This window comes from Mycolicibacterium sp. XJ662, assembly GCF_053484035.1.
The window spans coordinates 210,276-237,221 of sequence record NZ_JBEFTL010000003.1; the positions used below are offsets into that span (position 1 = coordinate 210,276).

The following is a 26,946-nucleotide window of genomic DNA, read 5'->3' on the forward strand; positions in this document are numbered from 1 at the left end:
CGATTTGTGTGCGGAAAGGTGCGCTCACCGCGCCTGAACGCACCCAAATCGCTAGGTGCCGAGTACCAGGCCATCGAGGTCACCCTTGTCGCGCCAGTCCTTGAGCAGGTCGCCGAAGGCGTAGAAGCCGGGACCGTACGGGTCGCCGAGGTGAGAGCGCAGCCCCTCACCGCCGCCACCGCCTTCGTTGTTGTAATAGCCCGGTGTGCAGGACGCGTCGAACGCCGAATTGTCCACGGCCGTCTCGCGCACGGTGGCACACCACTGGTCTTGGGCCTCCTGGGTCGGCTCCACCGTGGTGGCGCCGCGGTTCAGCGCCTCGGCGATGACGTAGGCGATGTGCTCACCCTGCAGTTCGTAGTTCGACGCGATATTCGCCGAGATGCCGACCTGGGTGAAGCCGGTGTAGAACTGGTTGGGAAAGCCGCGGCTGGTCATCCCGTGCAGGGTCTTGTAGCCGTCGCGCCAGTAGTCGTAGAGCGAGAGCCCGTCGCGGCCCTCGATGGTGTCCATCGAATAGCGCCTGCTGATGTCGGTGGTGATCTCGAAGCCGCTGGCGTAGATGATGCAGTCGACCTCGTACTCTTGTCCGCCGGCGACGACGCCTTTCTCGGTGATCCGTTCCACGCCTTTGGAATCCGATACATCGACAAGCGTGACGTTGGGCCGGTTGAACGTCGGCAGGTACTCGTCGTTGGACAGCGGTCGCTTGCACAGGAAGCGGTAGTAGGGCTTGAGCGCCTCCGCGGTGTCTTCGTCGTCGACGATCTCGGCGATGCGGCGGCGCAGCCGCTCCATGATCTTGTAGTCCTCTTCCTCACGGATCGCCATGAACTGCTCCGGCGTCAGCGTCGACGGATCCTCCAGCGCCATCACCCGGGCGGCGGTGTTGCGGCCCAGCTCGGTCCAGAAGTCACACACCAGATCCGGCTGGCCCAGCGCCATGCCTTCGAACGTCCAGGAGTGGAAGTTGCGCTGACGTTCCTTCTGCCAGCCCGGTTTCAGCGATTTCACCCACTCCGGGTCGGTGGGGGCGTTGTTGCGTTCGTCGACCGTGGAGGGCGTGCGCTGGAAGACGTACAGGTGTTCGCAGTCCTTGCCCAGGAACGGGACGATCTGGATTGCGGTGGCGCCGGTGCCGATGACCGCGACCCGCTTGTCGGCCAGCTTGTGCAGGTTGCCGGTGGCGTCGCCGCCGGTGTAGTCGTAGTCCCACCGAGACGAGTGGAAGCTGTGCCCCTTGAAGTCCTTGATACCGGGAATGCCAGGCAGTTTCGGCCGGTGGAACGGACCCGACGCCATGACGACGAACCGGGCACGGATGTCGTCGTCGCGGTTGGTGCTGATCCGCCACCGGCGGATATCGTCGTCCCAGCGCAGGTTGCGCACCTGGGTGGAGAAGATCGCCCCGTCGTAGAGGCCGAAGTGCTTACCGATGTTTCGGCAGTGCTCGTAGATCTCGGTGCCGTCGGCGAACTTCTTCGACGGCATGAAATCGAGTTCTTCGAGCATCGGGATGTAGCAATAGGATTCGTTGTCGCACTGGATTCCCGGATACCGGTTCCAGTACCAGACCCCGCCGAAGTCACCGCCGAGTTCGATGATGCGGACGTCGTCCACACCGGCTTTCTTCAGGTATGCCGCCGACAGCAGACCGCCGAAGCCGCCGCCGAGCACCGCGACGTCGATGTCCTCGGTGATCGGGTCACGGGGTGCGGCAGGGGTGTACGGGTCGGTTTCGTAATAGCCGGCGAAGTCGTCGGTCAGCTCGACGTACTGTTTGGAACCTTCGGCTCGCAGCCGCTTGGCCCGCTCCTGGGCGTACTTCTCGCGCAGCGCGTCGATATCGATGTCGTCGGGGGTCTTTGTGGGACCGCACGGCGGTGCGGACGTATCCAGCGTCTCGGTCATCGGTCGGTTAGCTCCTGTGGTTCGCCGGTGCCCATGTACCGGGACAGTTGGTAGTGGAGGTTGACGGTGCTGCGTTCGCGGTACGGGTTGGGTCTGGTGCCGGGGAAGCCGAGCGATTTCATGCCCTGCTGCACCGCGGCCATATTGGAGAAGTCCTGGGGCAGCACCGACAGCCAGTCCGGGCTGTCCTTGGGGGTGTACTCCCACTGCGTCTGTGGCTCTTGGTTTTTCGGGAACAGCTCCAGCGTCGCCACCTCGAAGATGCACTTGTTCGGGTCGTAGCTGGGGTGCGGGCGGGCGCTGTAACACAGCGCGGTCGTCAGCCCCTGGCCGACCTGGAAGTTCGGGAAGACCTGCCAGGCCGTGCCCGCCTGCCCGAGGATATCGGCCGGGATGGTCGGCCAGATCACCCCGCGGGCTTCGTCGTCACGTCTGGCCGACGCCAACCAGTGCTCGAGGACCTTATCGGGCGGGGTGCCTTCGGGCAGTTCGTCGACCAGCCGCCTGGCCGCGTTCACCAGCGTCTCGGTGGTGGTGGCGTTGGTCTGCTCCCAGGTGTACATCTGCATCTCGGCGGTCGAGACGCGCGGGTCATCGCCGGTGCCCAGCCGGATCTTGGACTTGGTGGCCTCCATGTCCTTTGGCGCGTCGTAGCCGATGTTGCTGTGCCTGCCCTGCGCCTTGGCCCAGCCCTTGAACTCGCCGAACTTATTGAACTCCGGGTGGGTGGTGAACACGTGGTAGGTCTCGTTGAAGGCCTCCAGCGCGACCTTCCAGTTGCAGTCGAAGTACAGCCACTTGCGCCACTTGTAGCGCATGTTCTCCAAGCCGAACGGGTCGAGGATCTTGGCCGCCGGGAACAGGTAGTCGGCTAGCGGTTCGCAGTCGGGGTCCATGTTGATGAACAGCCAGCCGCCCCAGGTGTCGACTTGGACGGGTGCCAGGTGGGTGTTCTCGGGCGTGAGCACGCCCTTCCAGTCGTCCTGTTCGCGGATGTGGGTGCACGCGCCGTCGAGACCGTATGTCCAGCCGTGGAATCCGCACACGAACGACTTGCGGGCCCGGCCGCAGGCGTTCTTGGCGCCGTCGGGGGTGTCGACGAGCCGGCGGCCGCGGTGCATGCACACGTTGTGGTGAGCCCGAAAGTCCCCGGATGAGTTCCCTTCTCCGGTGCGCACGATCAGGATCGAGTCGTCGAGGATGTCATAGGTGAGATAGCTGCCCACCTCTTTGAGGTCCTCGACCCGGCCGACCTGCTGCCAGACCTTGCGCCACAGCTTGTCACGTTCTGCGCGGGCGTACTCCTCGGAGATGTAGGCCTCGACGCCGATGGTCATCGGCTCGGAGAGTTCTTCGGCGACTTGGGCTTCCAGATCGGTCATTGGTTCTCCTAAAACCGCTTGATCTCGCTGCGGAAGGTTTCGTCCTTGAGGAACAGCGACGTGTTGTCGGCGTCCAGGTGGGTCCACTTGAGGTTGAGCCCGCCGTCGACCAGCAACGTCTGCCCGGTGATGTAGCTGGACAGATCGGAAAGCAGGAACAGGATCGCGCCGGCCTGTTCCTCCGGCCGGCCGCGGCGGCCCATTGCGATCGCGCGGCGGTCGCGGTCCGGGTTTTCGTCGACGTAGGTGCGCGAAGCGGCGGTCTCGGTGACACCGGGCGCTACGGCGTTGACGCGGATGTTGTCCAGCGCCAGCTCGGCGGCCATCGTGCGGGTCATCGCGGCGACCGCGGCCTTGGCGGTGCCGTAAGCGATATGAAACGGCGCGGTGTTCATGCCACTGATCGACGACAACGACACGATCGACCCCGGGTTGCCCCGCTGTCGGATTTCGGACGCGACGGCCTGGCTCATGAAAAACGCCGTCTCGAGGTTCGCGGTGAACAGTTCGCGCCAGTCGTCGCGGGCCACCCGGGTGGCCGGCATCCAGGTGGCGGGTGCGGCGCCGCCCGCGATGTTCACCAGGCCGTACAGGTCGCCCTCGGTGGAACGCACGTGTTCCATGACCGTGCTGATGCCGTCGTCGGTGGAGGCATCGGCGGCCACCGGCTGCACCGGCAGGCCTTGGGCGGCCAGCGGTGCGACGTGCTCGTCGAGGTTTTCCTTCGACCGGCTGACCGCCACCACGGTGGCGCCGGCCTGCGCGGCCATACGGGTCACGGTGGTGCCGATACCGCCGCCACCGGCCCCCGACACCACGACGACGCGGCCGGCCAGCCCGAGAAGCTCGCTCACACTAATTGTCCGGACAACATACGGTGCTCTGCATATTGCAGAACACTATTCCGCAGCGTTAATCGGTCCGTCAAGGGTCGGTGAGCAGCTAGCTCAGACTATTGTCTGGACCAACTGAGCTTGATACGGTGCGATTTCATGACGCAATCCGCGACGGGATCACCTCCGCAGGCCCGCTACACCGGGCCGACGCCCTCCGTCGCCGAGGGCTGGCGACTGCAACGCCTCACCGCGCCGAGCCGGCTGTTCGGCGCCAACGGTCTGCGCACCGGGCCCGACGGGCGCGTCTACGTCGCTCAGGTCACCGGAAGCCAGATCAGCGCACTGGATCTGGGCACCGGTCAGATATCCACCGTGAGCGCCAAGGGCGGTGACATCGTCGCGCCCGACGACGTCGCGTTCGACGCGAGCGGGAACCTGTACGCCACCGAGGTGATGGACGGACGCGTCAGCGTGCGCGATCCGCGCGGGCAAACCCGGGTGTTGCGCGACGACCTGCCCTGCGCGAACGGCATCACCGTGCACCAGGACCGGCTGTTCATCAACGAATGCCGCGACGGCGGACGGTTGATGGAGGTCGACCGCGACACCGGCGCGGTGCGGCTTCTGCTGGAGGACCTCCCCTCCCCCAACGCGATGGAGGTCGGCCCCGACGGCCTGCTGTACTACCCGCTGATGACGGCCAACGAGATCTGGCGAATCGATCCCAACGGCGGTGAGCCACAACGGGTTACTGCCGATCTCGGGGTACCCGACGCGGTGAAGTTCGACCCGCAGGGCTATATCGTCTCCACGCAGGTGGCCAGCGGGCAGGTGCTGCGCATCGACCCGCGCACGGGCGACAAGACGCTGATGGCACAGCTCACCCCCGGCCTGGACAACCTCACGCTTGTCGGTGACCGGATCCTGGTCTCCAACTTCACCGGTGAGATCACCGAGGTCCTCGGCTCCGGAGAGACCCGTACGGTGCTGCCCGGTGGCCTGAACTGGCCGCTGGATCTGGCGGTCGGCGCCGACGGCACCCTCTATGTCGCCGACGGCACCTATTTCTACGCGGTCGGCGCCGACGGCTCGCTGCGGACCGTCGGAATGCTGTTCAGCCCGGGCTATCCGGGCTTCCTACGCGGGTTGGCGCCCGCGGGCCGGGGTGCGTTCGTGGTCGCCACGTCCGGCGGGCAGATCGGCCGGTACCGGCCGGCCGACGGCGAAACCGATTATCTGGCCGACGGATTCGATCAGCTCTACGGGGTGGCGGTCGGACCCGACGATGCGATCGTCTTCGCCGAACTGGGCACCGGCCGGGTGCACGCGTTGCGGTCGGGCGGCACCGAGGTGGTGGCATCGGGTCTGCAGGACCCGGTGGGTGTGGCGTTCGACGCCGACGGCCATCCGCTGGTCGCCGAATCCGGTGCCGGGCGGGTGGTGCGGCTGACCGGTGCGACCGAGACCGTGCTCGACGGGCTGCAACGGCCGCAGGGCATTCACGTCGCCGACGGCACCCTCTACGTCGTCGACGCCGGCGCGAAAGCGGTGCTCGCGGTGGATCTGGCCACGGGCGCGCACACCACGATCGCGTCGGGGTTGCCGGTCGGTGCGCCCCCGGGTGTCGAGCCCAAGCCGCTGAAGGGGATGCCGCCGTTCTCCGGCCCGCAGGGCCCGTTCGCCGGAATCACGATGGGATCCGACGGCACACTGTACGTCTCGGCCGACGGTGACGGCAGCGTATTGGCGTTGCGCCGGAACCCGACATGACGGTCAACCCCACCGACCACCGGTACCTTCAGGTGGCGCGCACCCTGCGAAAGGAAATCGTCGACGGGGTGTATCCGGTGGGGTCGCAGCTGCCCACCGAACAACAGCTGTGCGAACGGTTCGAGGTCAGCCGCTACACAGTTCGTGAGGCGTTGCGCCGGCTGCGTGACGACAACCTGGTCGCCTCCCGGCCCCGCGCGGGCACGCTCGTCGTACCGCGGCCCGCGACGAATTCCTATGCCCAGGATGTGATGTCGATCAACGACCTGCTGGCGTTCGCCGCGGGCGCACAGCTGGTGATCGAGTCCAACGCGTTGGTCACCGTCGACGACGACTTGGCAGCCACAACGGGTCTGGCCCCCGGTTCACAGTGGCTGGCCGTGCGCGGATACCGGCAGGCCGACGAGAACAGCGCACCGGTCTGTGTGGCCGAGTACTACATCAACCGCGCGTTCGCCGCGATCGGCCGGCTGCTGCGACGCCATTCCGACCCGATCTTCCCGCTGATCGAAGACCTCTTCGGGGTGAGCATCGTCGAGGTGCACCAGGAGATCTCGGCGATCGTGGCCGGCCAGGACATGGCCGACGCGTTGCAGATCGAGCAGGGCAGCGCCGCGCTGCAGATGCGACGCGAATACAAGACGTCGGACGGTGAGGTGGCCCAGGTGACCATCAACACCCATCCGTCGTCGCGCTACCGGCACAGGATGACCATGCGCCGCATCAAGGGCCAGGTCGCGCCGTGAGACTCGAGGAGGCCCGCGTGGCCGACGCCTACCGGCGTGGGCTGTGGGTGCACGAGACGCTGGCCGACTCGCTTCGCGATGCCGCCCGGACCACGCCACACCGAACTGTGTTGGTGGACGGCGTCGTTCGGCTCGACTGCGAGACCCTGCACGCGCAGGCCACCGCGCTGGCGCATGCGCTCACCTCACGCATGCCCGCCGGCAGCGTGGTGTCGTTCATGCTGCCGAACTGGCACGAGGCGGCCGTCGTCTACCTCGGCGCGACGCTGGCCGGCATGGTGGTGAACCCGATCCTGCCCTCGCTGCGCGACCGTGAACTGCAGTTCATCCTGTCCGACGCCGACACCCGTGCCGTGTTCGTACCGTCGGTCTTCGGTAACCACGACTACGGCGCCATGCTGGAACGGGTCACCTCCGCGATGTCCGCGCCGCCCGAGGTGGTCGTGGTACGGGGTGCGGGCGAACCAGTCGAGGGCGACGAACGTTCCTTACCACTCGAAGAATTGCCGGGTCTTCGAGCGGTAAGGAACGTTCGCGGGGGGCACACGCCCTACGAGTCGCTGCTCGCCGAACCGGGTACAGCGGTGTTGCCGGTACTCAACGCCGATACGGTTCGGATGATCCTCTACACCTCGGGTACCAGCGGTCGGCCCAAAGGGGTGCTGCACACCCACAACTCGATCCACGCTCTGATTCGCCAGATCGGCGAGCACTGGGACGTCGACAGCGGCGACAGGTTCCTGGTGCCGTCCCCGATCGCGCACATCGGCGGGTCGATCTACGCGTTCGAGTGTCCGCTGCTGCTCGGCAGCACGGCGGTGCTGATGGACCGGTGGCGACCTGACGAGGCCGTGGCGCTGATGCTTGACGAGCGCATCACCCACATGGCCGGCGCCACGCCCTTCCTCGACGGGCTGCTCACCGCCGCCGAACGGGCGGACACCCGGCTGCCCGACTTGAAGGTGTTCATCTGCGGAGGCGCGTCGGTGCCGCCGTCGTTGATCCGTCGGGCCACCGACTACTTCGAAACCGCTGCCGTATCACGGGTCTACGGCTCCACCGAAGTGCCGGTCACCACCGTCGGCTCGTTGCAGAACACCGAGCACGCAGCAGACACCGACGGCCGCGCCGGCATCGCCGACATCAAGCTGGTGGACGGAGAAATCCGGGCGCGCGGCCCGCAGATGCTCGTCGGCTACCTGCATCCCGACGACGAGGTCATTGCCTTCGACGACGAAGGTTACTTCCGCACAGGCGATCTGGGCCGCTGGGTCGACGACGACTATCTGCTGGTCACCGGGCGGGCCAAGGACATCATCATCCGCAACGGGGAGAACATCTCCCCCAAGGAAGTCGAGGACCTGCTCGCCACCCATCCCGGCATCGCCGAGATCGCCGTGGTCGGCCTGCCCGACGAACGCACAGGCGAGCGGGCGTGCGCGGTGATCGTCGCCTCCGACCAGCAGCCACCCGACCTCGGCGGGATACGCGATCTGCTGCTGCGCGACGGGCTGGCCAAGTTCAAAATCCCCGAACAGGTTGTCGTTTGGGACAGCCTGCCCAAGAACGACGCGGGCAAAATCCTCAAACATCAGATCCAGGCAGCGCTGACGAGCGAAGGTGAACCGAAATGCAGGTAGCGATCGTGACGGGCGCAAGCAGCGGAATCGGCTTCGGCTGTGCGACCAAACTCGCCGAGGCGGGTATGGCGGTGGTCGGGGCCGGCCGCGACGAGTCCAGGCTCGCCGAGTTGGAGGCGGCGATCGGCGATCGCGACCGGGTGGCCACCGTCGCCATCGACCTGACCGCCGACGACGGCCCGCAACGGATCGTGCAAACCGCCTTGGACCGGTGGGGCCGCATCGACTTCCTGGTCAACAACGCCGGGGTGGGCAGCCCCAAGCCGCTGCACGAAACCGACGACGAAACACTGGACTATTTCCTGGGTTTGATGCTGCGTGCCCCGTTCCGGCTGGCCCGTGATGTGGTCGCGCACATGCAGCCGGGTTCGGCGATCGTCAACGTGACGTCGACGTTCGCCGTCGTCGGCGGCTTGCGCGGCGGCGCGTATTCGGCGGCTAAGGGCGGGCTGACGGCGTTAACCACCCACATCGCGTGCCAGTACGGGCCCCAAGGCATCCGGTGCAACGCCGTCGCACCCGGTGTGACGCTGACGCCGATGGTGGCCAGCCGGCTCGAGGACGAGCGGTTCCGCAAGATCAACACCGAGATGACGCCGTTCCCGCGCCTCGGCGAGGTCGACGATGTGGCCAGCACCGTGGCGTTCCTGTGTTCGGACGGTGCGGGTTTCATCAACGGGCAGACGATCGTGGTCGACGGCGGTTGGAGTTCCACCAAGTATCTGTCGGACTTCGCGTTGAACTCCGAATGGGTGGCCCGGTGAACCTGTTCGCGCTGCTCGACCAGGCCGCCGCCCGGCTCGGCGAGCGTGGCGCAGTGTATTGCGGTGAGCGCCAACTATATACGTGGGCCCGGTTGAGGGATCGCGCGCTGCGGATCGCGGGCACCCTCGGCCCCCCGGGCACCCGCATCGCGGTCGCGGCCGAGAACCGCCCGGAAATTATCGAGCTGATGTTCGCCGTCTGGGCGGCGCAGTGTGTGTACGTGCCGCTGAACTACAAGCTGCACCCGCGCGAGATGCAACAGATCCTCGACGACTCGGGCGCAGCGCTGGTCTTCGCGTCCCCGCAGATCGCCGAGGGCCTTGCCGGCACCGAAATCATCGGCAGCCCTGCATATTCGGAGCGGCTCGCCGCGGCGCCCGGCGCCGCCCCGGCTGATACCGACCCTGAGGGGCTGGCGTGGTTGTTCTACACCAGCGGAACCACCGGACGGTCCAAGGGTGCGATGCTCTCGCACCGCAACCTGATGGCGATGACCGTTTCTCATCTGGCCGACTTCGACTCCCCCGACGAGAACTGCAGCCTGGTGCACGGTGCGCCGATGTCGCACGGGTCGGGGCTGTACATCCCGCCGTACGTGCTGCGCGGTGCCCGGCAGGTGCTGCCAGAATCGGCCTCGTTCGAACCGCAAGAGTTCCTCGACCTGTGCGAACACCATCCCGGCTGCAGCGCGTTTTTGGCGCCCACCATGGTGCAGCGGTTGGTGCAGACCGGCCGCGCCTGCCCGCACAACCTGCGCACGGTGGTCTACGGCGGCGGCCCGATGTACGTCGACAGCCTCAAGAAGGCGATGGCCGCGTTCGGGCCGGTCTTCGTCCAGCTCTACGGCCAGGGCGAGGCGCCGATGACGATCACCGGCCTGCGCCGCGCTGACCACATCGGCACCGACGACGCGATCCTGGGCTCCGTCGGCTATGCGCGCTCCGGTGTCGACGTCGCGGTGCTGCGCAGCGACGGCAGCCCGGCCGCCACCGGTGAGATCGGCGAAATCGTCTGCCGCGGTGACGTGGTCATGTCGGGCTACTGGAACAACGCCGACGCCACCGCGGCCGCCCTGCACAACGGCTGGCTGCGCACCGGCGACATGGGCTCGTTCGACGAGCGCGGCTACCTCACGCTGCGGGACCGCTCCAAGGACGTCGTGATCAGCGGCGGCAGCAACATCTATCCGCGCGAGGTGGAGGAGGCGCTGCTCGAGCACCCGGGAGTCACCGAAGCCGGCGTCGTCGGAGCACCCGATGAGGAATGGGGCGAGGTCGTGGTCGCGTTCATCGTCGGCTCCGTGTCGAGCGCTGAACTCGACGCGCATCTGCTCGAGCGCATCGCCCGGTTCAAGCGGCCCAAACGCTACGAGTTCATCGACGAGTTGCCGAAGAACAGCTACGGCAAGGTGCTCAAGCGGGAGCTGCGGGCCCGGCTGGCCACCTAGGATCGACGTATGCGCGTCATCATCGCGGGCGGCCACGGCAAGATCGCCAGGATCTTGGAACGGATGCTGGCCCAGCGCGGCGACTCGGTCGCCGGCATCATCCGCAACCCCGCCCATACTGAAGCCCTCGAACAGCTCGGCGCCCAACCCGTGGTGCTGGACCTGGAACAGGCGTCCGTCGACGACGTCGCAGCGCATCTCGACGGCGCCGACGCGGTGGTCTTCGCCGCGGGCGCGGGTCCCGGCAGCGAAGCGGCCCGCAAGGACACCGTCGACCGGGGCGCTGCGGTCCTGTTGGCGGACGCCGCAGAAGCTGCCAAAGTTCGCCGCTACGTGATGATTTCGGCGATGGGCGCCGACATCGAGGCACCCGACGAGGCCGGTGCCCCGGTGTTCGTGGCCTACCTGCGCGCCAAGGGTGCCGCCGACGACGATGTGCGCGGACGCGCGGGCCTGGACGCCACGATCGTGCGGCCCGGTCTGCTGACCGACGACCCCGGCACGGGCACGGTGACGGTCGCCGAGAAGACCGGGCGTGACAGCGTTCCGCGCGAGGATGTCGCCGCGGTGCTGTTGGCCGTGCTCGACACCCCGGGCACGGCGGGCCAGACCTTCGAACTGATCTCCGGTGATACACCGATCCGCGAAGCGGTGGACCGTATCGCGGCCGACGGCCGTTGAGCGCGGTGGCCGACTACCGGATCGACCCGCAAGTACTCGCCCGGGTCGCCAAGGAAGTCGTCGGGTTGCCGCTGGAAAACGGTGAACTGGTCACCCGCACCGTCGAGTTGCTGGCCGCCGAGTATCCGGATCTGATCGACCCGACGCCGGGCCGGTGGGTGGGAAGCCGGGCGGGCGGGATACTCGGCAAGGTCCGCTTCCTCTACTTCAGCCCGCGCGAGTACATCGTGATCTTCGGCTCTCCCACTGGGACCCAAGGTTTTTCGGGACGCTACAAGCGGGTGCAGATCCACAAGTTCCTGCTGGCAGGCCGGATCGACTCGTTCGACTTGGAGTCCGACGACCTGACGGGCATGACCCTGCGCCCCGGCGAGCACGCAATTGTGGAAAAAGGCCACGCCCGCGGGATGACCATCCACCCCGGTTCGTGGCATCTCGAGTACGGCCGCGGCGCGGTGGTGACCACGCTGCCGTTCGCGATGGTCGACACGCTGCTGGTGTCGTTGGAGGTCGAGTCGGTCCGCCGGTCCACGGCCGAGTTCGCCAAGTTGGTGCGCCGCCGGCTGCGCCGTTGACCCGTTCCCCGCGAGCAGGGCTCAGGCGAACACGGTTTTGAAGCGCTCCAGCGATTCGCGGATGTCGCCGCGCAGCGCGCCGGCCACCACCATGCCGATCGGACCGAACAGCGCGGGCCCGCCGAGATGTACGTCGAACGAGACCGTCGACCCCGCGGTCGGATCGGTCGGCGAGGGTTTGACCTTGCCGATGAGCTTGACCTTGACCCCGCCCTTGCCGTCACCGTTGAGGGTCATCGCCTCCGGCGGCCGGAAGTGGACGATGGTCCACTTGATCCGGTTGGGCATGCCCTTGACCTCGACGATGGACTCCAGCGTGGTGCCCTTCTCCAACGTCTCGGGCAGCTTGCTGCGCCACACCCGGTGGATGCTCAACCACTCCCGGTAACGGGATAGGTCAGACGCGCATTCCCAGGCCTTCTCCGGCGGTAGCGGAACATCGACGGAGACAGACAATTTCGCCATGCGTCAATTCTGCGGGTTCTGCGGATTGCTCTTGTCGACATAGCGCTTGGCGGCGTCCTGCGCCTTGTCGACGTGCTGAGCGTATTTGCCCTGCGTCTTCTGGTCGACGATGTCACCGGCCTTGTCGATGGCGGTGTCCACCTTGTCGGCGTTCTTGGCCACGAGATTCTTCACCTTGTCGAGAAATGCCATGGTGGCCACCCTACTCCGAGCGCCACAGCCTGCGCGGCTCTCCCAGAACCGCACCCTGCACCCACCAGATCACCTCGATCGCGGCCGCCCCGAGCAGTCCGATGCCCAGCGCGGTCGACGTCGTTTTCACGTTTGAGGGGTCCAGCATGAACAGGTCGCGCGCCAGCGGGATCGCGAAGATCACGACATAGGCCGCGCCCGATACCACTACCAGGGCAAGCCGCCACCACTGATACGGTCGGGCGACCACCGCCAGCACCCACACCGCCGCGACCAGCAGCGTGATCAGCGCCGCCGTCGACGCCTGTGTCTGTTCGGTCGGCGTGGCGTCGCGGCCCTGGTAGGCCGCCAGATAGGAGGTGAACGTCGCGATGCCGATCACCAACCCCGACGGCAACGCCGCCGTCATCACCCGGCGCACGAACCCGGGATGTGCGCGCTCGTTGTTGGGCGCCAACGACAAGATGAACGCCGGGATGCCGATGGTGAACCACGCCGCGATCGTGACGTGGATCGGCTGAAACGGGTAGAGCAGCGGGTCAGAACCGAAGAACCGCGACGCCAGGCCCGCAAGACCCACCAGGATCGCCAGCAGCACCGAGTACACCGTCTTGGTCAAGAACAGGTTCGAGACCCGCTCGATGTTGCCGATCACCCGCCTGCCCTCACCGACGACGTACGGCAGCGTGGCGAACTTGTTGTCCAGCAACACGATCTGCGCTACGGCCCGGGCCGCCGAGCTGCCCGAGCCCATCGCCACCCCGATGTCGGCGTCCTTGAGCGCCAGCACGTCGTTGACCCCGTCGCCGGTCATCGCCACCGTGTGACCACGCGACTGCAACGCATGCACCATCGCGCGTTTCTGGTCGGGACGCACCCGCCCGAACGTTGTGCACCCCTCGAGGGTGTGTGCCAGCCGGTCGGGTTCTTCGGGTAACTCGCGGGCGTCCATGGTCTGGCCGTGCAGGCCCAGCGTCCCCGCGACCGCACCGACCGACACCGCGTTGTCGCCGGAGATGACCTTGACCGAAACCTTCTGCGAAGCAAAGTAATCGAGGGTGTCGCGAGCATCGGGCCGGATGCGCTGTTCGAGCACCACCAACGCCGCACCCGTGACGCATCCCGGGGCGTCCGGATGGTCGACGGGCAGGTCGCTGGAGCCCAGCAGCAGCACCCGCAGGCCGTGCGCGCCGATCTCCTCGGCCTGAGCCGCCACCTGTGACCCCGGTTCCAGCAGCACATCGGGTGCGCCGATCACCCAGTTACCTTGTGCGCCATACGATGCGCCGCTCCACTTGGTAGACGATTTGAACGGCGCGGTGGCGGTGGCCGTCCAGCCCGGCGGCACCGGATATGCCTCCGCGATGGCCTGCATGCTGGCGTTGGGCCTGGCGTCGTCCGCGGCGAGTTGGGCCAGGATCTCGGCGACGGCACACTCGTTGAGCTGCTTGAGATCCGCGACGCGCATCCCGTTTTCGGTCAGGGTGCCAGTCTTGTCGGCGCACACCACGTCGACGCGGGCCAACCCCTCGATCGCCGGCAACTCGTTGACCAGGCATTGCCGTCGGCCCAGCCGGATCACGCCCACGGCGAAGGCGATCGAGGTCATCAGCACCAGGCCCTCGGGCACCATCGGCACCAGGGCGCCGACCATCCGCAACACCGACTCGTTCCAGCCCGCATCGGTGGTGAACAGCTGGGTGTAGATGATCAGCAGCCCGGCGGGGATCAGCAGGTAAGTGATGAACTGCAGGATCTTGTTGATCCCGGTGCGCAGTTCGGAGTTCACCAGGGTGAACTTGCTGGCCTCCTCGGCGAGCTTGGCCGCGTAGGCCTCCCGGCCGACCTTGGTGGCCCGGTACGCGCCGCTGCCCGCGACCACGAAGCTGCCCGACATCACCGAATCGCCAGGGTCTTTGGCGATCGGGTCGGCTTCACCGGTGAGCAGGGACTCGTCGACTTCGAGGTTGGACTCCTCGACGATTTCCCCGTCGACGACGATCTGGTCACCCGGACCGAGTTCGATGATGTCGTCGAGCACCACTTCGTTCGGCGGCAACGGCTGCGATGTCGTGACACCATCAAACCGCCTGCGCACCAACGGCTTGGCCTGGCCGACGATGGCCAGCTTGTCCAGCGTCTGCTTGGCCCTCAGCTCCTGGATCATGCCGATCGCGCTGTTGGCGATGATCAACAACCCGAACGCACCGTTGATCAGCGACCCGGTGGACAGCACGATGATCAGCAGCACGCCCAGGATCGCGTTGATTCGAGTGAACACGTTGGCGCGCACGATGTCGGACACCGAGCGCGCGGCCCTGGTCGGGACGTCGTTGGACTTACCCGCCGAAATCCGCTGGGCGACCTCGTCTTCGGTGAGACCCGCTGCGAGCACGGTGGTCACCGAGCGAACACTCCGTTGCCGAACTCGTCGTAGTCCTCGATGGTGAGCTTGTCGCCGCCGAAGGTGACCGTGCTGACCGATCCCGGCGGCGAGTTCTCCGACACCCAGCTGTAGGTGAACCTGTCACCGTCCCAATGCGCCAGCGGCACATTCAGCTTCGTGCCGAGGGTGAGCCGCAGCTGACCGTCGACTTCGGTGATCCTGGCCGGTCCCCAGTAGTCGTTGTGGTAGGTGCCGACGTACGATGCCAGCGGCGCCGCGGGAGCGGGGTTCGGGGGTTGCTGTTCACCGACCAGTGTGCCCTGCGGCTCGATCATTTCGGCGAAGGCCTCGCTGTAGAGCTGGTACCAGTCCTCGCGCACCTCACCGAACTGCACGAGGTCGGCGAACTCGGCGGTCAGCGCCTCGGGCACGCCGGACGGTGAGCCGTTGGTGAGCACGACGATCCCGACGTCGGCCGACGGCAGGATCACGAAGTTGGTGCCCGCGCCGAGGAGGAACGCCCCGGAGTGGCTCAGCTCCATCCGCGCCCCCGATGTCGAGTTGACGTTGAAGCCGTACCCGTAGAAGCCCGACCGCATCGCCGGCTCGGTCGCCCGGCTCGAGACGCTCTGCGGTGTCAGCGCCGGAAGCAGCGCCTTGGCATCGATGATCTGCTTGCCGTCATGGGTTCCGTTGGCCAGCACCATCGCCAGCCAGCGGGTCATGTCGTTGGCCGAAGCACTGGCCCCGCCCGCCGGCGCCTCGGGGTCGGCGTCGCGGACGTAGGTGGGCTGATAGCGGCCGTCGACGTGGATGTGGCCGAGGGCGCGGTTCGGACGGGCCTGGTAGTCGGCGAAGCGGTAGCTGGTCGACGACATGCCCAACGGGGCGAACAGCACCTCGTCGGCGAGCTGCTCCCACGGCTTACCGGCGTTGGCCGCCACCGCTTCGGCCCCGGCGGTGAACCCGAAGTTGGTGTAGGCGTAGGAGATCCGGAACGGGTCCAGCGGCAGCTGGACGAGCCGCTCGAGCACCTGTCTGCGGTCGTAGCCGAGGTCCTCGAGCTTGTCACCGGCGTGGTCGGGCAGCCCGGAGCGGTGCGCGAGCATATCGCCGACGGTGACCATGCGCGTGACGGCGGGATCGGAGAGGGCGAACCACGGCAGCTCGGCGACGATCGGGGTGTTCCAGTCGACGGCGTTCACCCCGACCTGGTGCGCCACCACCGTGGCCGCCAGCGGTTTGGACAGCGAGGCCAGCTGGAACACCGTGTCGGCGTCGACTCGGTTCTCGTCGGTCGCTCCGCCGGCGTCTTTGACACCGAAACCCTTCGCGTACACGGTGTTTCCCTGGTGCACCACGGCCACCGACATTCCGGGGATGCCGGACTTGTCCATCAGGTCCTCGGCGATGCCGTCGAGCTTTGCGACGGCGTCGTCGACGGCGTTCTGCGGTAACGGCATCGCCGGTACCAGCGGCGGTGGTACGTCGGTCTGCGCGGCAGACGGTGCGGCGGATTGGGACGATTCGGATTCGCAGCCGACAACCAGCGTCGACAGCAACACCGCGACCACGGCGCCGAGCGCACGGTTCTTGTTCACAAGACGCGAGTATGCCCGCAAACAGGCGTGCGCTCGCGGTATTGCGGTCAGAGTCGCCACCACGGGTCGAACGTCCCCGTGCCCGGTTCGACGCGTTGGCCCGGTTTGGGCACCGCGATCTGGACGCGCTCGGCGTCGGCGGCGTTGAGCAGCCGTTCGACGGGCTCGGCCCAGGGATGGGGCGCCAGCCGGAACGTCGCCCAGTGGATCGGCACCAACAGGCCCGAGTCGGCCTCGGCGACGTCGAGGTGGGCGCGGACGGCCTCTTCGGGGTTCATGTGGATGTCCGGCCACGCCGGGTGGTAGGCGCCGATCGGCAGCAACGTCAGGTCGAAGGGTCCGTGATCCGCCCCGATTTCGGCGAAGCTCTTGGTGTATCCGGTGTCGCCGCCGAAGAACGCCCGGTGCCGCGGGCCGGTGAGCACCCACGACGCCCACAGCGTGGTGTTGCGGGTGAACAGTCGGCCCGAGAAGTGCCGCGCGGGCGTGCACACCAACCGCAGCTCGCCGATCTGATGGCTCTCATACCAGTCCAGTTCGACGATGCGGTTCTCCGGTATCCCCCACCTGCGCAGATGAGCGCCGACCCCCAGCGGCACGACGAACGGGGACCGCTGGGCGCGGGCGAGCCCCACGATCGTCTCGATGTCGAGGTGGTCGTAGTGGTCGTGGCTGATCAGCACCGCGTCCACGGCGGGCAGCGCCTCCAGTGGGGTGGGCACCTCGTGCAGCCGCTGCGGGCCGACCGTGCGCGACGGTGAACAGCGCCGGCTCCACACCGGGTCGGCGAGCACCCGGTAGCCGTCGATGTCGATCAGGGCCGACGAGTGCCCGAACCAACACACCGCCAGCGACGCCGGCTCCAGGTCCGCGGCGGCTGGCTCGACGACCGGGATGGGACCGTCGGGCCTGCCGGTCTCACGCGACCCGAGGAGTTCGCGCAGCAGCAGCTGCTGCTGTTCACGGTCGAGGCTGATCGACGAGGCGGGGTCGACGTTGACGAAAACGCCGTCGCGGTAGTTCGGGGACCGTCGGGCCACGGCCTCGATCTCGGCGGGCGAGGCGCCCAGCGCGGCCGGCGCACCGTTGAGCGCGCGCAGCACCCAGCCGCCGGCCAGCAGCGAAGCCGTTCCGAAGCCGAAGCGCAGGGCCGCCCGGATCACTCAGGCCCCCTGAAACCTCGGAGGGCGTTTCTCGATGCGCGCGACCTGCGCCTCGATGACGTCCTGGCTGGCCCAGGCCCGGTCGAACAGGTCCTGGTGCTCGGGCCAGGGGTCCTCGTATGCCCCATCGTCGTTGAGTACCCGCTTGGCGTGCTGCAACGCCAGCGGCGCGTAGCCGGCGACCTCGGCGGCCCACGCCTGCGCATCCGCCAGCGTGCCAAGACGATTGGCCATCCCGGTCTGCAGCGCGACGTCGGCGGTGAGCCGCTCGGCGCCCAGCAGCATCCCTCGCGCACGGCCGGCACCGACCAGCGAGGTCAACCGCCGGATGCTCCAGTTGTCCAGCGCCAAACCGTATTTCGCGACCGGGAACTGAAAGTACGCCTCGGGCGCCACGACCCGCAGATCGCAGATCATCGACAAGATGACGCCGGCGCCGATCGCGGGTCCGTTGATCGCGCCGATGACGGGGACCGGGGTCTTGTCGATGGCGAGGTTGAGCGCCTTGGCCTTGTCGGGCAGCTCGTCGGCGACCCCCGACGGGTCCGACAGGTCGGCGCCCGCGCTGAACACCGCACCCTGCCCGGTCAACACGATCGCCCGGACGTCTTCGGCAGCGGCCTTCTCGACCGCTTCGCGCAGGCTATCGACCAACTCGCCGTTCAGCGCGTTGCGGCGCTCGGCGCGCTGCATCTCCAGCGTCATCACCGCACCGTCTCTGGTCACACCAATCATGGGGCTAAGCGTAACGAGCCTTGTTGGACGCACACGCACCCGCGTTACTTAGCTGACCTCAGCAACCCCACGACCGTTTTCGATCTGGCCCGCGGTGGTCGCTCTAAACGGATACAAGGCGCCGTTCCGGTGCGAAGATGGCCCCATGGCCGGGCACATCACCGTCGTCGTCGCCGATGACCACCCGGTGTATCGGACCGGCGTCGTGCGTGTTTTGAAAGAAAGCGGTCGGTTTGAGGTCGTCGCCGAGGTCAGCGATGGTCGTAACGCGCTTGCCGCCATCCGGGAGCACCGGCCGGCGGTCGCGCTGCTCGACTACCGGATGCCGGACCTCGACGGCCTCGACGTGGTGAATGCGGTGGCACGCGACGATCTGCCGACCCACGTCATCCTGCTCAGCGCGTTCGACGACGCCCCGCTGGTGTACCAGGCCCTGTCCGCCGGCGCCAGCGGCTACCTCACCAAGGAGTCCGACAGCAACGAAATCGTGGCGGCGATCGTCAGCTGCGCCAAGGGCGACGGATACGTTCCGACGTCGTTGGCCAGCGGACTCGCCAACGAACTCAAGCAGCGGGCGAAGGGGAACTCCGCCTTGCTGTCGCCGCGGGAACTCGAAACGGTCCGGATGATGGCGGACGGGCTATCGGTACCCCAGATCGCCACCCAGTTGCACCTCGCACCGACGACGGTCCGTACCCACGTGCAGAACCTGTACGAGAAGCTGGGGGTGTCCGACCGCGCCGCGGCCGTCGCGGAGGCGATGCGGCGCCGGCTACTCGAGTAACGGCACCTCGACCCGAACGTGGGTGCCCACGTCCGTCCCGATCATGGTCATCCTGCCGCCCGCGGCTTCCACGCGTGTTCGGTGCGAGGCGATGCCGATGTGCCCTTCGGCCAGTCGGCGGCTCAACGTCTCCCGCGAGATTCCGACGCCGTCGTCCACCACATCGAGGACACACATCCCGTCTTGCGCGCGGAGCGCGATGCGGGCCTGGGTCGCACGGGAGTGTCGCTCCACGTTGGAGACCAGCTCGCGCATCACGGCGAAGACGAGTGCGTCGATCGAGCTGCGGACCGGGTAGTCAACCTCCACCGAGATGTCAATGCCGGAGCGGTCTTCGGTGATCGACGCCAGTTTCTGGGTGGCGACGGCGAGACCTGCCTGATCGAGCACCGACGGATGGAGCAGAAACGTCGCCTCGCGCATGCGGCCGATGACGGTACGCAGGCTGCTCAACGCGCGCTGTAAACGGTCGTCGGTGGATGTCTTCGCCGCTTCGCTGATGTCGAGCCGCGCGGCCATCACCAGTTGCAACGGACCGTCATGCAGGGATTCCGAGAGCTGGCGCCGCTCACTGTCGAAGGCCGTCATCGTGTCCGCCAGCAGTGCCCGACGCGACGCGCTGAGCCGCTCGATCTCATCGAGACGCCGCTGCTGGGCGGTGACAACGGCCAGCACGGTACAGCACAGAAACGCGAACAACCCGCAGACGAAAAGAGCTTCGGCCCAACCGAGCTGCGGCAACATCACCGGATCGAAGACCACGACGGCGGTGAAGGCCACCACGCTGACAGCGAGGACGACCGCGGCCCGGCGTGCCGATACCTCCAGCACCACCAGCAGCGCTAGCAAGACCATCACCGCCAGCGGTGTGTATCCGCCGTCCGACAGCAGCTGGAAGAGGCCGATCGCGGCGACGTCTCCGACGGCGATCACCGTCCGGGTGGTGGGACGGGCCGCCGAGGCTCCCTTCCGGAACGCCAACACCGCCACCCAGATGGCGCCGGCGCCGTACGAGGCCACCAGTACCGATTGCGCAAACCACTCGTGCGTGCGGGTGCCAAGCACCATGGCACCAACCATCAGCCCCACCACTGCCAGCCGAAGCAACGCGGCGGCGCGCACCGACAGCATTTGATGGTTCTTCCGGATTTCGCGCACGTCACTGCCGTCGACGTCAGCGCCGATCGCCGTCATCGCGCCACCTTCGCAGACCTCAGCCCTTTTCACCGTGGGTTCTACGGGATCGCCGACCGTCACGCCGCCCGGTCGACCGCGACGCGACAGGCTCGCTGAGCATGTTTGGCGAAGTCTTCGGCTTCTTGCGCGTTCTCGCCGACACAGAAGACGTAGGCGGCGTGATACATCGACCCGGCGGTCAGGCCCTTGCTGGAATCCCCCGGCCGCATCACGATCTCGGCGTCGATGACGCCCGGCAGGCTGAGCAGCTGCGCCTCATCGGGCATGTCGGTGATCACGCCGGGTTCGACGGGGATGGCGAGCCAAGCAATCGCGCCGGGAACACGGCGGTCCGGTAGTTGTTTACGGGGCGTGCGGCCGGCGAGCTGGTCGGCCAGCAGGGCCAGGTTGTCGATCCCGTAACTCAGCTTCAGCGAGCGGGGGATCATCAATCCACCGGGGCGAGACGCGAACTCACCGACAAACCACCGGCCGGTTCGGTCCCGGAAGACTTCGCAGTGCCCGAAGCCGTGTGTCATGCCCAATGCGGACGCGGCCGCGCGGGTGAGCTTGCGCACCTCGGCGGCCTCGACCGATTGGTGATGCAGCCACACCGATCCGACCGCATGGTCCGCCAGGACCGGGTTGGTGTAGCGGGCGGCCAGGCAATGCACCTCCTCGCCCTCGTGCAGCAACAGCTCGCAGTGATATTCGGCGACCACGTCGACATAGCGCTCGACGAGGTAACTGACCCGGCCAAGGTCTGACATCATCGACGTGGAGCGGAAGTACTCCGGCAGGTCGCGCGGCGGGGCGAACGCGCCCGCCGCGGTGAGGTGGTCGAAATCGTGCCGGTCGACCCGATGAGTGTTGATGGTGCCGAAACCACTTCGAGGTTTGACGACGATGACGTCGCCGATCTCGTCCTGGAACTCCCGGATCTCCGCGACGCTGTGCACGATGCGGTGCTCGGCGACCGGGATGCCGCGGGCGGCCAGGCGCCGCTTCATCACCGACTTGTCGGTGCACGCGACCGCGCTCTCGTGGTCCTGACCGGGTAGCCCCAACAGATCCCTCAGAAATGCGGCTGCGCGAATGCACGGCTCGTCGATAGTGGCGACGGCCGTCACCCCGAGGCTTTCGAATTCGGCTGCGAGGCGGGTGAGTTCGTTGTAGTCATCCCATCGTTCGATGGTCCTTACGGGGTACCCCGGGTCGCTGGCCTCCCGCGCGGTGCGCATGCTCTCCGGAATCAGGGCAAGGATCTTTTCGCCCTGCGCGGCGAGATGGTCTTCCAAGCGCGGGCGGTAGAGGGACAGAACGACGATCATGATGCGTTTCCTTTCAGTTCGTAGAAGTGCTCACCGTCGATGTAGCGCAGCGTCCAGAGGTCTCGTAGCAGGATGTCGTCCACCCCGTGCATCAGCGTCACCGTGACGGGGTACGTGCTGTCGTCGACGGTTCGCTGCAGTTGTTGTCCGGGGTGCACCTGGAATTGGATGTCGCGGAAGCTCTCCAGCTCCTTGATGGCCTGCAGACCGCGGTAGGAGACCAACGTTCCGCTGGCCGGGGCGACCATCTTGGCCCAGGCGAAGCTGCGCTTCAGCCGATATGGGAGCCGGCAGCGTTGTTTGAAGCGCTCTGGTCGCACATAGGCGTCCACCATCCAGTCGACCTGCGACTCACCGATCGCAAGACCCGCGAATCCGGGGATGTCCTGGCCGGCCATCCGCGCCCCCACTTCGACGAGGGAGGGGCCGGTGGGCGTGGTCTTGATTTCGATGTGTCCAGCGCCATGGCGGATTTCGAGCGCGTCGAGCACGTCGAACGCGTACGAAACGAGCTTGTCCTGCACTTCGCCGGTGGCGGGCATGATTTGGCAGGCCACCATGAGGTCTGACACGCCATTAGCACTGATGCGATGCGTTTTCCAGATGTCGGTGACGTGGTGCCGGCCGTCCCGGCTGACCGTGTTGACCAGGTATTCAGCGCCGACGAGGTATTCCTGCGCGACGACGCCGTCCGCAGCTTCGGAGTTGATGTTCTCCCGGCCGTGCAGTCGGCGAAACGCCCGCACGGAGTCGTCCGGGGTGGCGCACCAGGTGACGCCGTCATTGGACGAGCTACGCAACGGCTTGAGAATCGCCATCCCGCCAAGTTGGGTGTGCCATTCGCGTAACTGTTCCTCGCTCTCGACGAGGATCTGGCGAGCCCCCTGCAGCCCTTGGGATTTGATCCGCTCGATCATCTCGAACTTGTTGCGCCGCGCCGAGCTGAGCGCCGTGCCGTTGCTCGGCGTGCCGGTCAGCGGGTTCAGCGCCTCGCTCAGCGCATCGGCCAATTCCACACCCGGTTCGCAGCCTGGGAGGACGGCGACGGGATCGAACGGCAACAGGGCACTGATGGTGGCCGCGAGGTCGCCGCGGTGGACGATGTCGGCAACGAAGGGGAATCGGTCGGGCCGGCCGCGGTAGACCGTGGGGACCTCGGGAGTGCTCTGCACGCGGATGGGGCTGTAGCCCACGGCCTGAAAGGCCGGCGCAAGGCGCGAGGCCGCCCCATAGGTGTCGACCAGGACGATGTAGCGAGACTGGTTGTGGTTCATCGGAATTGTTGCGTTCGGTGTCTTCATTGGGCTGTCCATCCTCCGTCAACGGCCAATGCCTGTCCGGTTACATAGGCTGCTTCGGTTGAAGCGAGCCACACCACTGCATGGGCGACCTCTTCCGGTCGGCCAAGTCGTCCCATCGGTATGTGGGATTGGTAGAAGTCGTCGGCCGCCGGTCCGCGCGCGGCTTTGGCTTCGATCAGCATCGGGGTCGAGATCGGGCCCGGGCAGACGGCGTTCACGCGGATCCCCTCCGTGGCGTGATCGATTGCCGCGGCCCGACTGAGCCCCACCACGCCGTGCTTGCTGGCGGTATAGGGGGCCGAGTGGTAGTAGCCGACGATGCCGGCGATGGAGGCCACGTTGACGATGGCACCCCCGGAATTGGCGCGCATATGGGCGATTTCGTGCTTCATCGACAGCCAGACGCCTTGCAGGTTGGTGTCCACGATGCGCCGCCAGTGGTCCAGGTCGTAGCCGTCGGAGGGCTTGCCCGATCCCGGTACCCCGGCGTTGTTGCAGGCGGCATCCAACCCGCCGTTGCGGATGACGATTGTGTCGATGAGCCGGGCGACGTCGTCTTCGCGGGTGACGTCGACCTGAAAGGCTTGGGCCTTTCCGCCGTCAGACTCGATGAGCGACACCGTTTCCCGCAGAGGCTCGAGCCGTCGGCCGGCGACGACCACCGTCGCACCCTCTCGCGCGAAGCGACATGCGGTGGCCCGTCCTATCCCGGTGCCGGCCCCGGTGACCAGGACGACTTTGTCTACAAAGCGCCCGGTCATGCGCTGTGCCTCAATTCGGCTGGGCGGGTGCGCATCATGCGAGTCGTCACGAGCGACTGGGCGGCGTGCACGATGTCGTCGGCACCGCCGAGGACCGCGGGTTCGAGGGCCGGACTGGCCGGATAGGGCACCGCGGCGGCACCGACTCGGGCGACAGGCGCGCGCAGTTCCTCGAACGCCTCCGCCATGATGACGGCGGCGATCTCCGCGGTGGGCCCGTAGCGCAGCCAGGTCTCGGCGGCCACCACGACATGGCCGGTCTTGCGCGCCGAGGCGACGAGCGTGGCGGTGTCGAGCGGGCGCAGCGAGCGGACATCGATTACCTCAGCGCTCACGCCGCGCGTCGACAGCTCGGCCGCCGCGGTCAGGGCATGCCGCACCATGCCGGAGACGGCGATGATGCTGACATCAGTGCCCTCCTGCACCACGGCCGCCGCTCCCAGGGGCGTGACGTACTCTCCGTCGGGCACCAAACCCTCAGTGCCGTAGAGCTTCTTGTGTTCGAACATGATGACCGGGTCCGTCGACCGCAGTGCCGAAGTGAGCAGGCCTTTGGCATCGGCGGGACTGCTGGGCAGGACGGTGTGAATTCCCGGGAGGTGCGCGGTCCACTGCTCGAGGGACTTCGAGTGCTGAGGTCCGGCGTTCCCACCGGGGCCGCCCTGCGTGCGCACCACGAGCGGCACGGTGACCCGATCCTGGGTGACGAAAGGGAAAACCGACGCTGCGTTGGCGAGGCTGTCCATGGCCAGGCAGAGGAAATCGCTGTACATGATCTCCACGACGGGCCGCAGGCCCGAGATCGCCATGCCGATCGCGGCGCCGACGATGCCGTTCTCGGAGATCGGGGTGTCCACCACACGGGCGGAACCGAACTCGTCGAGCAGACCTTGGGTGGCGCCGAAGATGCCTCCGTACACCGCCACGTCCTGGCCGAGCACGATGACTCGCGGGTCGCGTCGCATCTCTTGGCGCAGCGCATCGTTCAGCGCTTGCGCATATGTCATGTGCTTCATGACCGGGGCTCCCTTCCGTCCCATTTCGTTGCAATGTCGGTGAGTTCAGCGGGGTCCGGCCACGGGCTGGCCTTGGCGAACTCGACGGCGTCGTCGACCTGTCTGCGGGCCACGCGTTCCACGGCGTCGACCTGATCGGGGCTGATGCCCGCGTCGACGAGTCGTCTCCGGGCCACCTCGAGGGGATCGATGAACCCGGCCCCCTCGGCGCAGTCCCGGTATCCGCCACGGTCGGCCCCGGAGAACACCGCGGCGCGGTAGGTGACGGCTTCCACCAGCGTGGGTCCGCCGCCGACGCGAGCGCGTGCCACCGCACCGGCCACGCAGCGGTGCACCGCTTCGACGTCGTTGCCGTCGACCCGAACCCCGGGTATGCCGTATCCCTCGGCCCGGCGGTACAACTCGGTCTGCCGTACGTGCCGGTCGAGGCGCACGCTCAACGCGTATTGGTTGTTCTCGACGAAGATCACGACGGGCAGCCGCCAGAGCGCGGCCATGTTCACCGCCTCGTTGAAAGCGCCGGAGTTCACGGCCCCGTCCCCGGTGACGCAGAGCGTGACGCGGCCGTCGCCGGCGAGCCGCTGAGCGTAGCCATGGCCGACGGCCAACAGCAGCGAGTGGCCGATGATGCCGGAGGGAGCGAGCAGCCCGTAGTCCGGATCGGTGATGAGCATGTGTCCGCCCCGGCCGCCGCACTGGCCGTCGGCGCGGCCCATCATCTCGGCGACCGTCGGACCTAGCGGAAGCCCCAGGCCGACATATTGGGCGTGGGGGCGATGCGTCGCCGTGGTGATATCGCCGTCACGCAGCGCGGCGGTGGCACCGATGCCCGCGGCCTCCTGGCCGAACCCCACATGCATCGGCCCCTTGACCAGGCCCTCGGCACGCAATTCCTCGAGCACGATGTCGAGCTCGCGCAGGACGCACATGCGCCGGTAGAGTTCGAGCAGGTCGCTCTTTTCATCGACGAGTCGTGTTGCGGTGCTGATCATTTCGTGTGACTCCTTAACTCCAGCGCTTGGGCTAGCGGCGCGCACAGAGCCGCTCCGGTCAAACCGACGACCATGACGGTGATCGCCATGAGGGTGGGCCCGCCGTGGCCCAGGCTGTAGGACGCCAGCACGGGGGCGGTGACCGCCGCAACGGCCAGCGCCATTCCCCAGAGGCCGTGGTAGCGCCCGCTCTGCGCCGGCGGCGCGATGCGGTGCACGATGCTGGCGCCGACGACGAACCAGGCGATTTCTCCGGGGGCACAGGCCGCGGCGGCCACGCTGAACTCGGCGGTCGTGTGGGCGAAGCTCGCCATCGCCATGCACAGGGTCGCCCACAGCCCGGCGGCGGCCAGGATGTCCAGTCGCGGACGCGACGCCACGCGCACACTCAGCCACGGTGCGATGAGCGGCGTGAGCAGAAAAACGGCCAGTGCGTTGGCCAGCTGGGCGAGACCGTAGGAACCGACGTCGAGCCCGGCGGCGGTCATCAGCATCGGCATCGCGGCGTACAGGCCCATCAGCGCGGTCAGCGTCGCCACACTGGACACCAGCAGCAGGACCAGTCGCGGATCGGAAAACGCTTGGCGGTACGTGGACTTCTTCAACGCCGCGGGACGGCGCACATCGGGAGCGATACAGGCCAGCGCCACCAGAGCCAACACCGCGCACGCGGCCGCGTTGATCAGATACAGCGTCGGGGTGCCGATCCGGTCGGCGAGCAGCCCGCCCAGCGCGCCGGTGATGGCGGCTCCGGCGTTCATCACGCATCCGTAGCGCAAGGCGTCGACCTTCGCGCGCTTCTCGGGATCGGGAATCAGCTCGGTGATCGCCGCGGAGACAACCGGTCGTGGCGCGTCGTACACCACGCCGGCGAGCGTGGCCCCGACCAACAGCGCCAGCACGCTGTGGGCGCCCGCCAGCAACGTCAGCAGGACCGCGGCGAACAGCATGGAGGCGATGAGGGTGGAGCGTCCGCCGATGCGGTCGACCAGCAAGCCGCACACGAGTTGCCCGACCACCCAGCCCACGCCGAACGCCGCTAGCACCACACCGACCGCGGTGGCCCCGTGCCCGTTATGAGCGACGTGGTAAGCCATGAACGGGTAGGCGAACCCCAGGACCCGCACCAGGAAGTTGCCCCCCAAGAGCACCCAGATCGCCGGCGGGTAGCCGGGCTCCGTTGCGATCTCCGTCGCCGGAAACTTGTCTGTGGTGGACAACGTTGTGGTCACGAACTGACCGTAAAAGCCCCTTACCTGCGCGAACATCCTGCGTTCGAGCCCACCGATT

At 67.2% G+C, this 26,946-nt stretch carries 24 protein-coding genes; 8 read left to right on the forward strand and 16 right to left on the reverse strand.

Annotated features, from left to right (window positions below; translation table 11 throughout):
* Positions 1-51: 51 nt before the first annotated feature.
* From ABQE93_RS11895 to ABQE93_RS11905, 3 genes are read right to left on the reverse strand one after another with little or no spacing between them, the layout of a single operon-like run.
* Entirely contained in the window at positions 52-1,911 is a 1,860-nt protein-coding gene (locus tag ABQE93_RS11895; RefSeq protein WP_448407726.1) for a flavin-containing monooxygenase, read from the reverse strand.
* The gene (locus tag ABQE93_RS11900; RefSeq protein ID WP_448407724.1) at positions 1,908-3,293 is read right to left on the reverse strand and encodes an aromatic ring-hydroxylating oxygenase subunit alpha; all 1,386 of its coding nucleotides are present in this window, start codon (positions 3,291-3,293) and stop codon (positions 1,908-1,910) included. Before ABQE93_RS11900 ends, ABQE93_RS11895 begins: the two co-directional genes overlap by 4 nt.
* 8 nt (positions 3,294-3,301) lie before the next feature.
* A complete protein-coding gene (locus ABQE93_RS11905; protein ID WP_448407723.1) occupies positions 3,302-4,147 on the reverse strand; it encodes an SDR family NAD(P)-dependent oxidoreductase in 846 nt (281 codons plus the stop codon).
* A gap of 138 nt (positions 4,148-4,285) precedes the next feature.
* Here ABQE93_RS11905 and ABQE93_RS11910 point away from each other — a divergent pair, with 138 nt between their 5' ends.
* Genes ABQE93_RS11910 through ABQE93_RS11940 form a run of 7 tightly spaced genes read left to right on the forward strand, consistent with a single transcriptional unit; the run spans position 4,286 to position 11,753 of the window.
* Positions 4,286-5,899: a Vgb family protein gene (locus ABQE93_RS11910; protein ID WP_448407721.1), complete on the forward strand. Its 1,614-nt coding sequence runs from the start codon at positions 4,286-4,288 to the stop codon at positions 5,897-5,899.
* Positions 5,896-6,645: a GntR family transcriptional regulator gene (locus tag ABQE93_RS11915; protein WP_448407719.1), complete on the forward strand. Its 750-nt coding sequence runs from the start codon at positions 5,896-5,898 to the stop codon at positions 6,643-6,645. The genes ABQE93_RS11910 and ABQE93_RS11915 overlap by 4 nt, the downstream gene beginning before the upstream one ends.
* On the forward strand, positions 6,642-8,285 hold the full coding sequence (locus ABQE93_RS11920) for an AMP-binding protein (RefSeq protein WP_448407717.1): 1,644 nt from the start codon (positions 6,642-6,644) through the stop codon (positions 8,283-8,285). Before ABQE93_RS11915 ends, ABQE93_RS11920 begins: the two co-directional genes overlap by 4 nt.
* The gene (locus ABQE93_RS11925; RefSeq protein WP_448407715.1) at positions 8,276-9,049 is read left to right on the forward strand and encodes an SDR family NAD(P)-dependent oxidoreductase; all 774 of its coding nucleotides are present in this window, start codon (positions 8,276-8,278) and stop codon (positions 9,047-9,049) included. Before ABQE93_RS11920 ends, ABQE93_RS11925 begins: the two co-directional genes overlap by 10 nt.
* Positions 9,046-10,497 carry an acyl-CoA synthetase gene (locus ABQE93_RS11930; RefSeq protein WP_448407714.1) on the forward strand — a complete coding sequence of 484 codons (1,452 nt, stop codon included), beginning with the start codon at positions 9,046-9,048 and terminating at the stop codon, positions 10,495-10,497. The genes ABQE93_RS11925 and ABQE93_RS11930 overlap by 4 nt, the downstream gene beginning before the upstream one ends.
* A gap of 9 nt (positions 10,498-10,506) precedes the next feature.
* The gene (locus ABQE93_RS11935) at positions 10,507-11,178 is read left to right on the forward strand and encodes an SDR family oxidoreductase (protein ID WP_448407713.1); all 672 of its coding nucleotides are present in this window, start codon (positions 10,507-10,509) and stop codon (positions 11,176-11,178) included.
* 5 nt (positions 11,179-11,183) lie between these two features.
* The gene (locus ABQE93_RS11940; protein ID WP_448407711.1) at positions 11,184-11,753 is read left to right on the forward strand and encodes an isomerase; all 570 of its coding nucleotides are present in this window, start codon (positions 11,184-11,186) and stop codon (positions 11,751-11,753) included.
* A gap of 21 nt (positions 11,754-11,774) precedes the next feature.
* On the opposite strand, the gene ABQE93_RS11945 is transcribed toward ABQE93_RS11940, so the two are convergent.
* From ABQE93_RS11945 to ABQE93_RS11970, 6 genes are read right to left on the reverse strand one after another with little or no spacing between them, the layout of a single operon-like run.
* The gene (locus ABQE93_RS11945; RefSeq protein ID WP_448407710.1) at positions 11,775-12,218 is read right to left on the reverse strand and encodes a type II toxin-antitoxin system Rv0910 family toxin; all 444 of its coding nucleotides are present in this window, start codon (positions 12,216-12,218) and stop codon (positions 11,775-11,777) included.
* A 3-nt stretch (positions 12,219-12,221) separates the two neighbouring features.
* A complete protein-coding gene (locus ABQE93_RS11950; protein WP_448407709.1) occupies positions 12,222-12,410 on the reverse strand; it encodes an antitoxin in 189 nt (62 codons plus the stop codon).
* A 10-nt stretch (positions 12,411-12,420) separates the two neighbouring features.
* On the reverse strand, positions 12,421-14,814 hold the full coding sequence (locus tag ABQE93_RS11955) for a cation-translocating P-type ATPase (protein WP_448407708.1): 2,394 nt from the start codon (positions 14,812-14,814) through the stop codon (positions 12,421-12,423).
* Complete coding sequence (locus tag ABQE93_RS11960) at positions 14,811-16,397, reverse strand: serine hydrolase (protein WP_448407706.1); 1,587 nt, start codon at positions 16,395-16,397, stop codon at positions 14,811-14,813. The genes ABQE93_RS11955 and ABQE93_RS11960 overlap by 4 nt, the downstream gene beginning before the upstream one ends.
* Positions 16,398-16,444: 47 nt before the next feature.
* Positions 16,445-17,560, reverse strand: a complete 1,116-nt coding sequence (locus ABQE93_RS11965; RefSeq protein ID WP_448407704.1) for an MBL fold metallo-hydrolase — start codon at positions 17,558-17,560, stop codon at positions 16,445-16,447.
* Positions 17,561-18,295 (reverse strand): enoyl-CoA hydratase, encoded by a 735-nt coding sequence (locus tag ABQE93_RS11970; RefSeq protein ID WP_448407703.1) that lies wholly within the window; start codon positions 18,293-18,295, stop codon positions 17,561-17,563.
* Between the two features lie 145 nt (positions 18,296-18,440).
* Here ABQE93_RS11970 and ABQE93_RS11975 point away from each other — a divergent pair, with 145 nt between their 5' ends.
* A complete protein-coding gene (locus ABQE93_RS11975; RefSeq protein ID WP_448407701.1) occupies positions 18,441-19,079 on the forward strand; it encodes a response regulator transcription factor in 639 nt (212 codons plus the stop codon).
* On the opposite strand, the gene ABQE93_RS11980 is transcribed toward ABQE93_RS11975, so the two are convergent.
* The 7 genes from ABQE93_RS11980 to ABQE93_RS12010 are packed head-to-tail and all read right to left on the reverse strand — an operon-like array spanning position 19,068 to position 26,876.
* On the reverse strand, positions 19,068-20,273 hold the full coding sequence (locus ABQE93_RS11980) for a sensor histidine kinase (protein WP_448407699.1): 1,206 nt from the start codon (positions 20,271-20,273) through the stop codon (positions 19,068-19,070). The two genes, ABQE93_RS11975 and ABQE93_RS11980, sit on opposite strands and share 12 nt — an antisense overlap.
* Before the next feature lie 59 nt (positions 20,274-20,332).
* On the reverse strand, positions 20,333-21,586 hold the full coding sequence (locus ABQE93_RS11985; RefSeq protein WP_448407697.1) for an ATP-grasp domain-containing protein: 1,254 nt from the start codon (positions 21,584-21,586) through the stop codon (positions 20,333-20,335).
* Positions 21,583-22,887 (reverse strand): ATP-grasp domain-containing protein, encoded by a 1,305-nt coding sequence (locus ABQE93_RS11990; protein ID WP_448407695.1) that lies wholly within the window; start codon positions 22,885-22,887, stop codon positions 21,583-21,585. Before ABQE93_RS11990 ends, ABQE93_RS11985 begins: the two co-directional genes overlap by 4 nt.
* A complete protein-coding gene (locus tag ABQE93_RS11995) occupies positions 22,884-23,648 on the reverse strand; it encodes an SDR family NAD(P)-dependent oxidoreductase (protein ID WP_448407692.1) in 765 nt (254 codons plus the stop codon). The genes ABQE93_RS11990 and ABQE93_RS11995 overlap by 4 nt, the downstream gene beginning before the upstream one ends.
* Positions 23,645-24,664: an alpha-ketoacid dehydrogenase subunit beta gene (locus ABQE93_RS12000; protein ID WP_448407690.1), complete on the reverse strand. Its 1,020-nt coding sequence runs from the start codon at positions 24,662-24,664 to the stop codon at positions 23,645-23,647. Before ABQE93_RS12000 ends, ABQE93_RS11995 begins: the two co-directional genes overlap by 4 nt.
* Positions 24,661-25,656: a thiamine pyrophosphate-dependent dehydrogenase E1 component subunit alpha gene (locus ABQE93_RS12005; RefSeq protein WP_448407688.1), complete on the reverse strand. Its 996-nt coding sequence runs from the start codon at positions 25,654-25,656 to the stop codon at positions 24,661-24,663. Before ABQE93_RS12005 ends, ABQE93_RS12000 begins: the two co-directional genes overlap by 4 nt.
* On the reverse strand, positions 25,653-26,876 hold the full coding sequence (locus ABQE93_RS12010; RefSeq protein ID WP_448408046.1) for an MFS transporter: 1,224 nt from the start codon (positions 26,874-26,876) through the stop codon (positions 25,653-25,655). The genes ABQE93_RS12005 and ABQE93_RS12010 overlap by 4 nt, the downstream gene beginning before the upstream one ends.
* Positions 26,877-26,946: the final 70 nt, after the last annotated feature.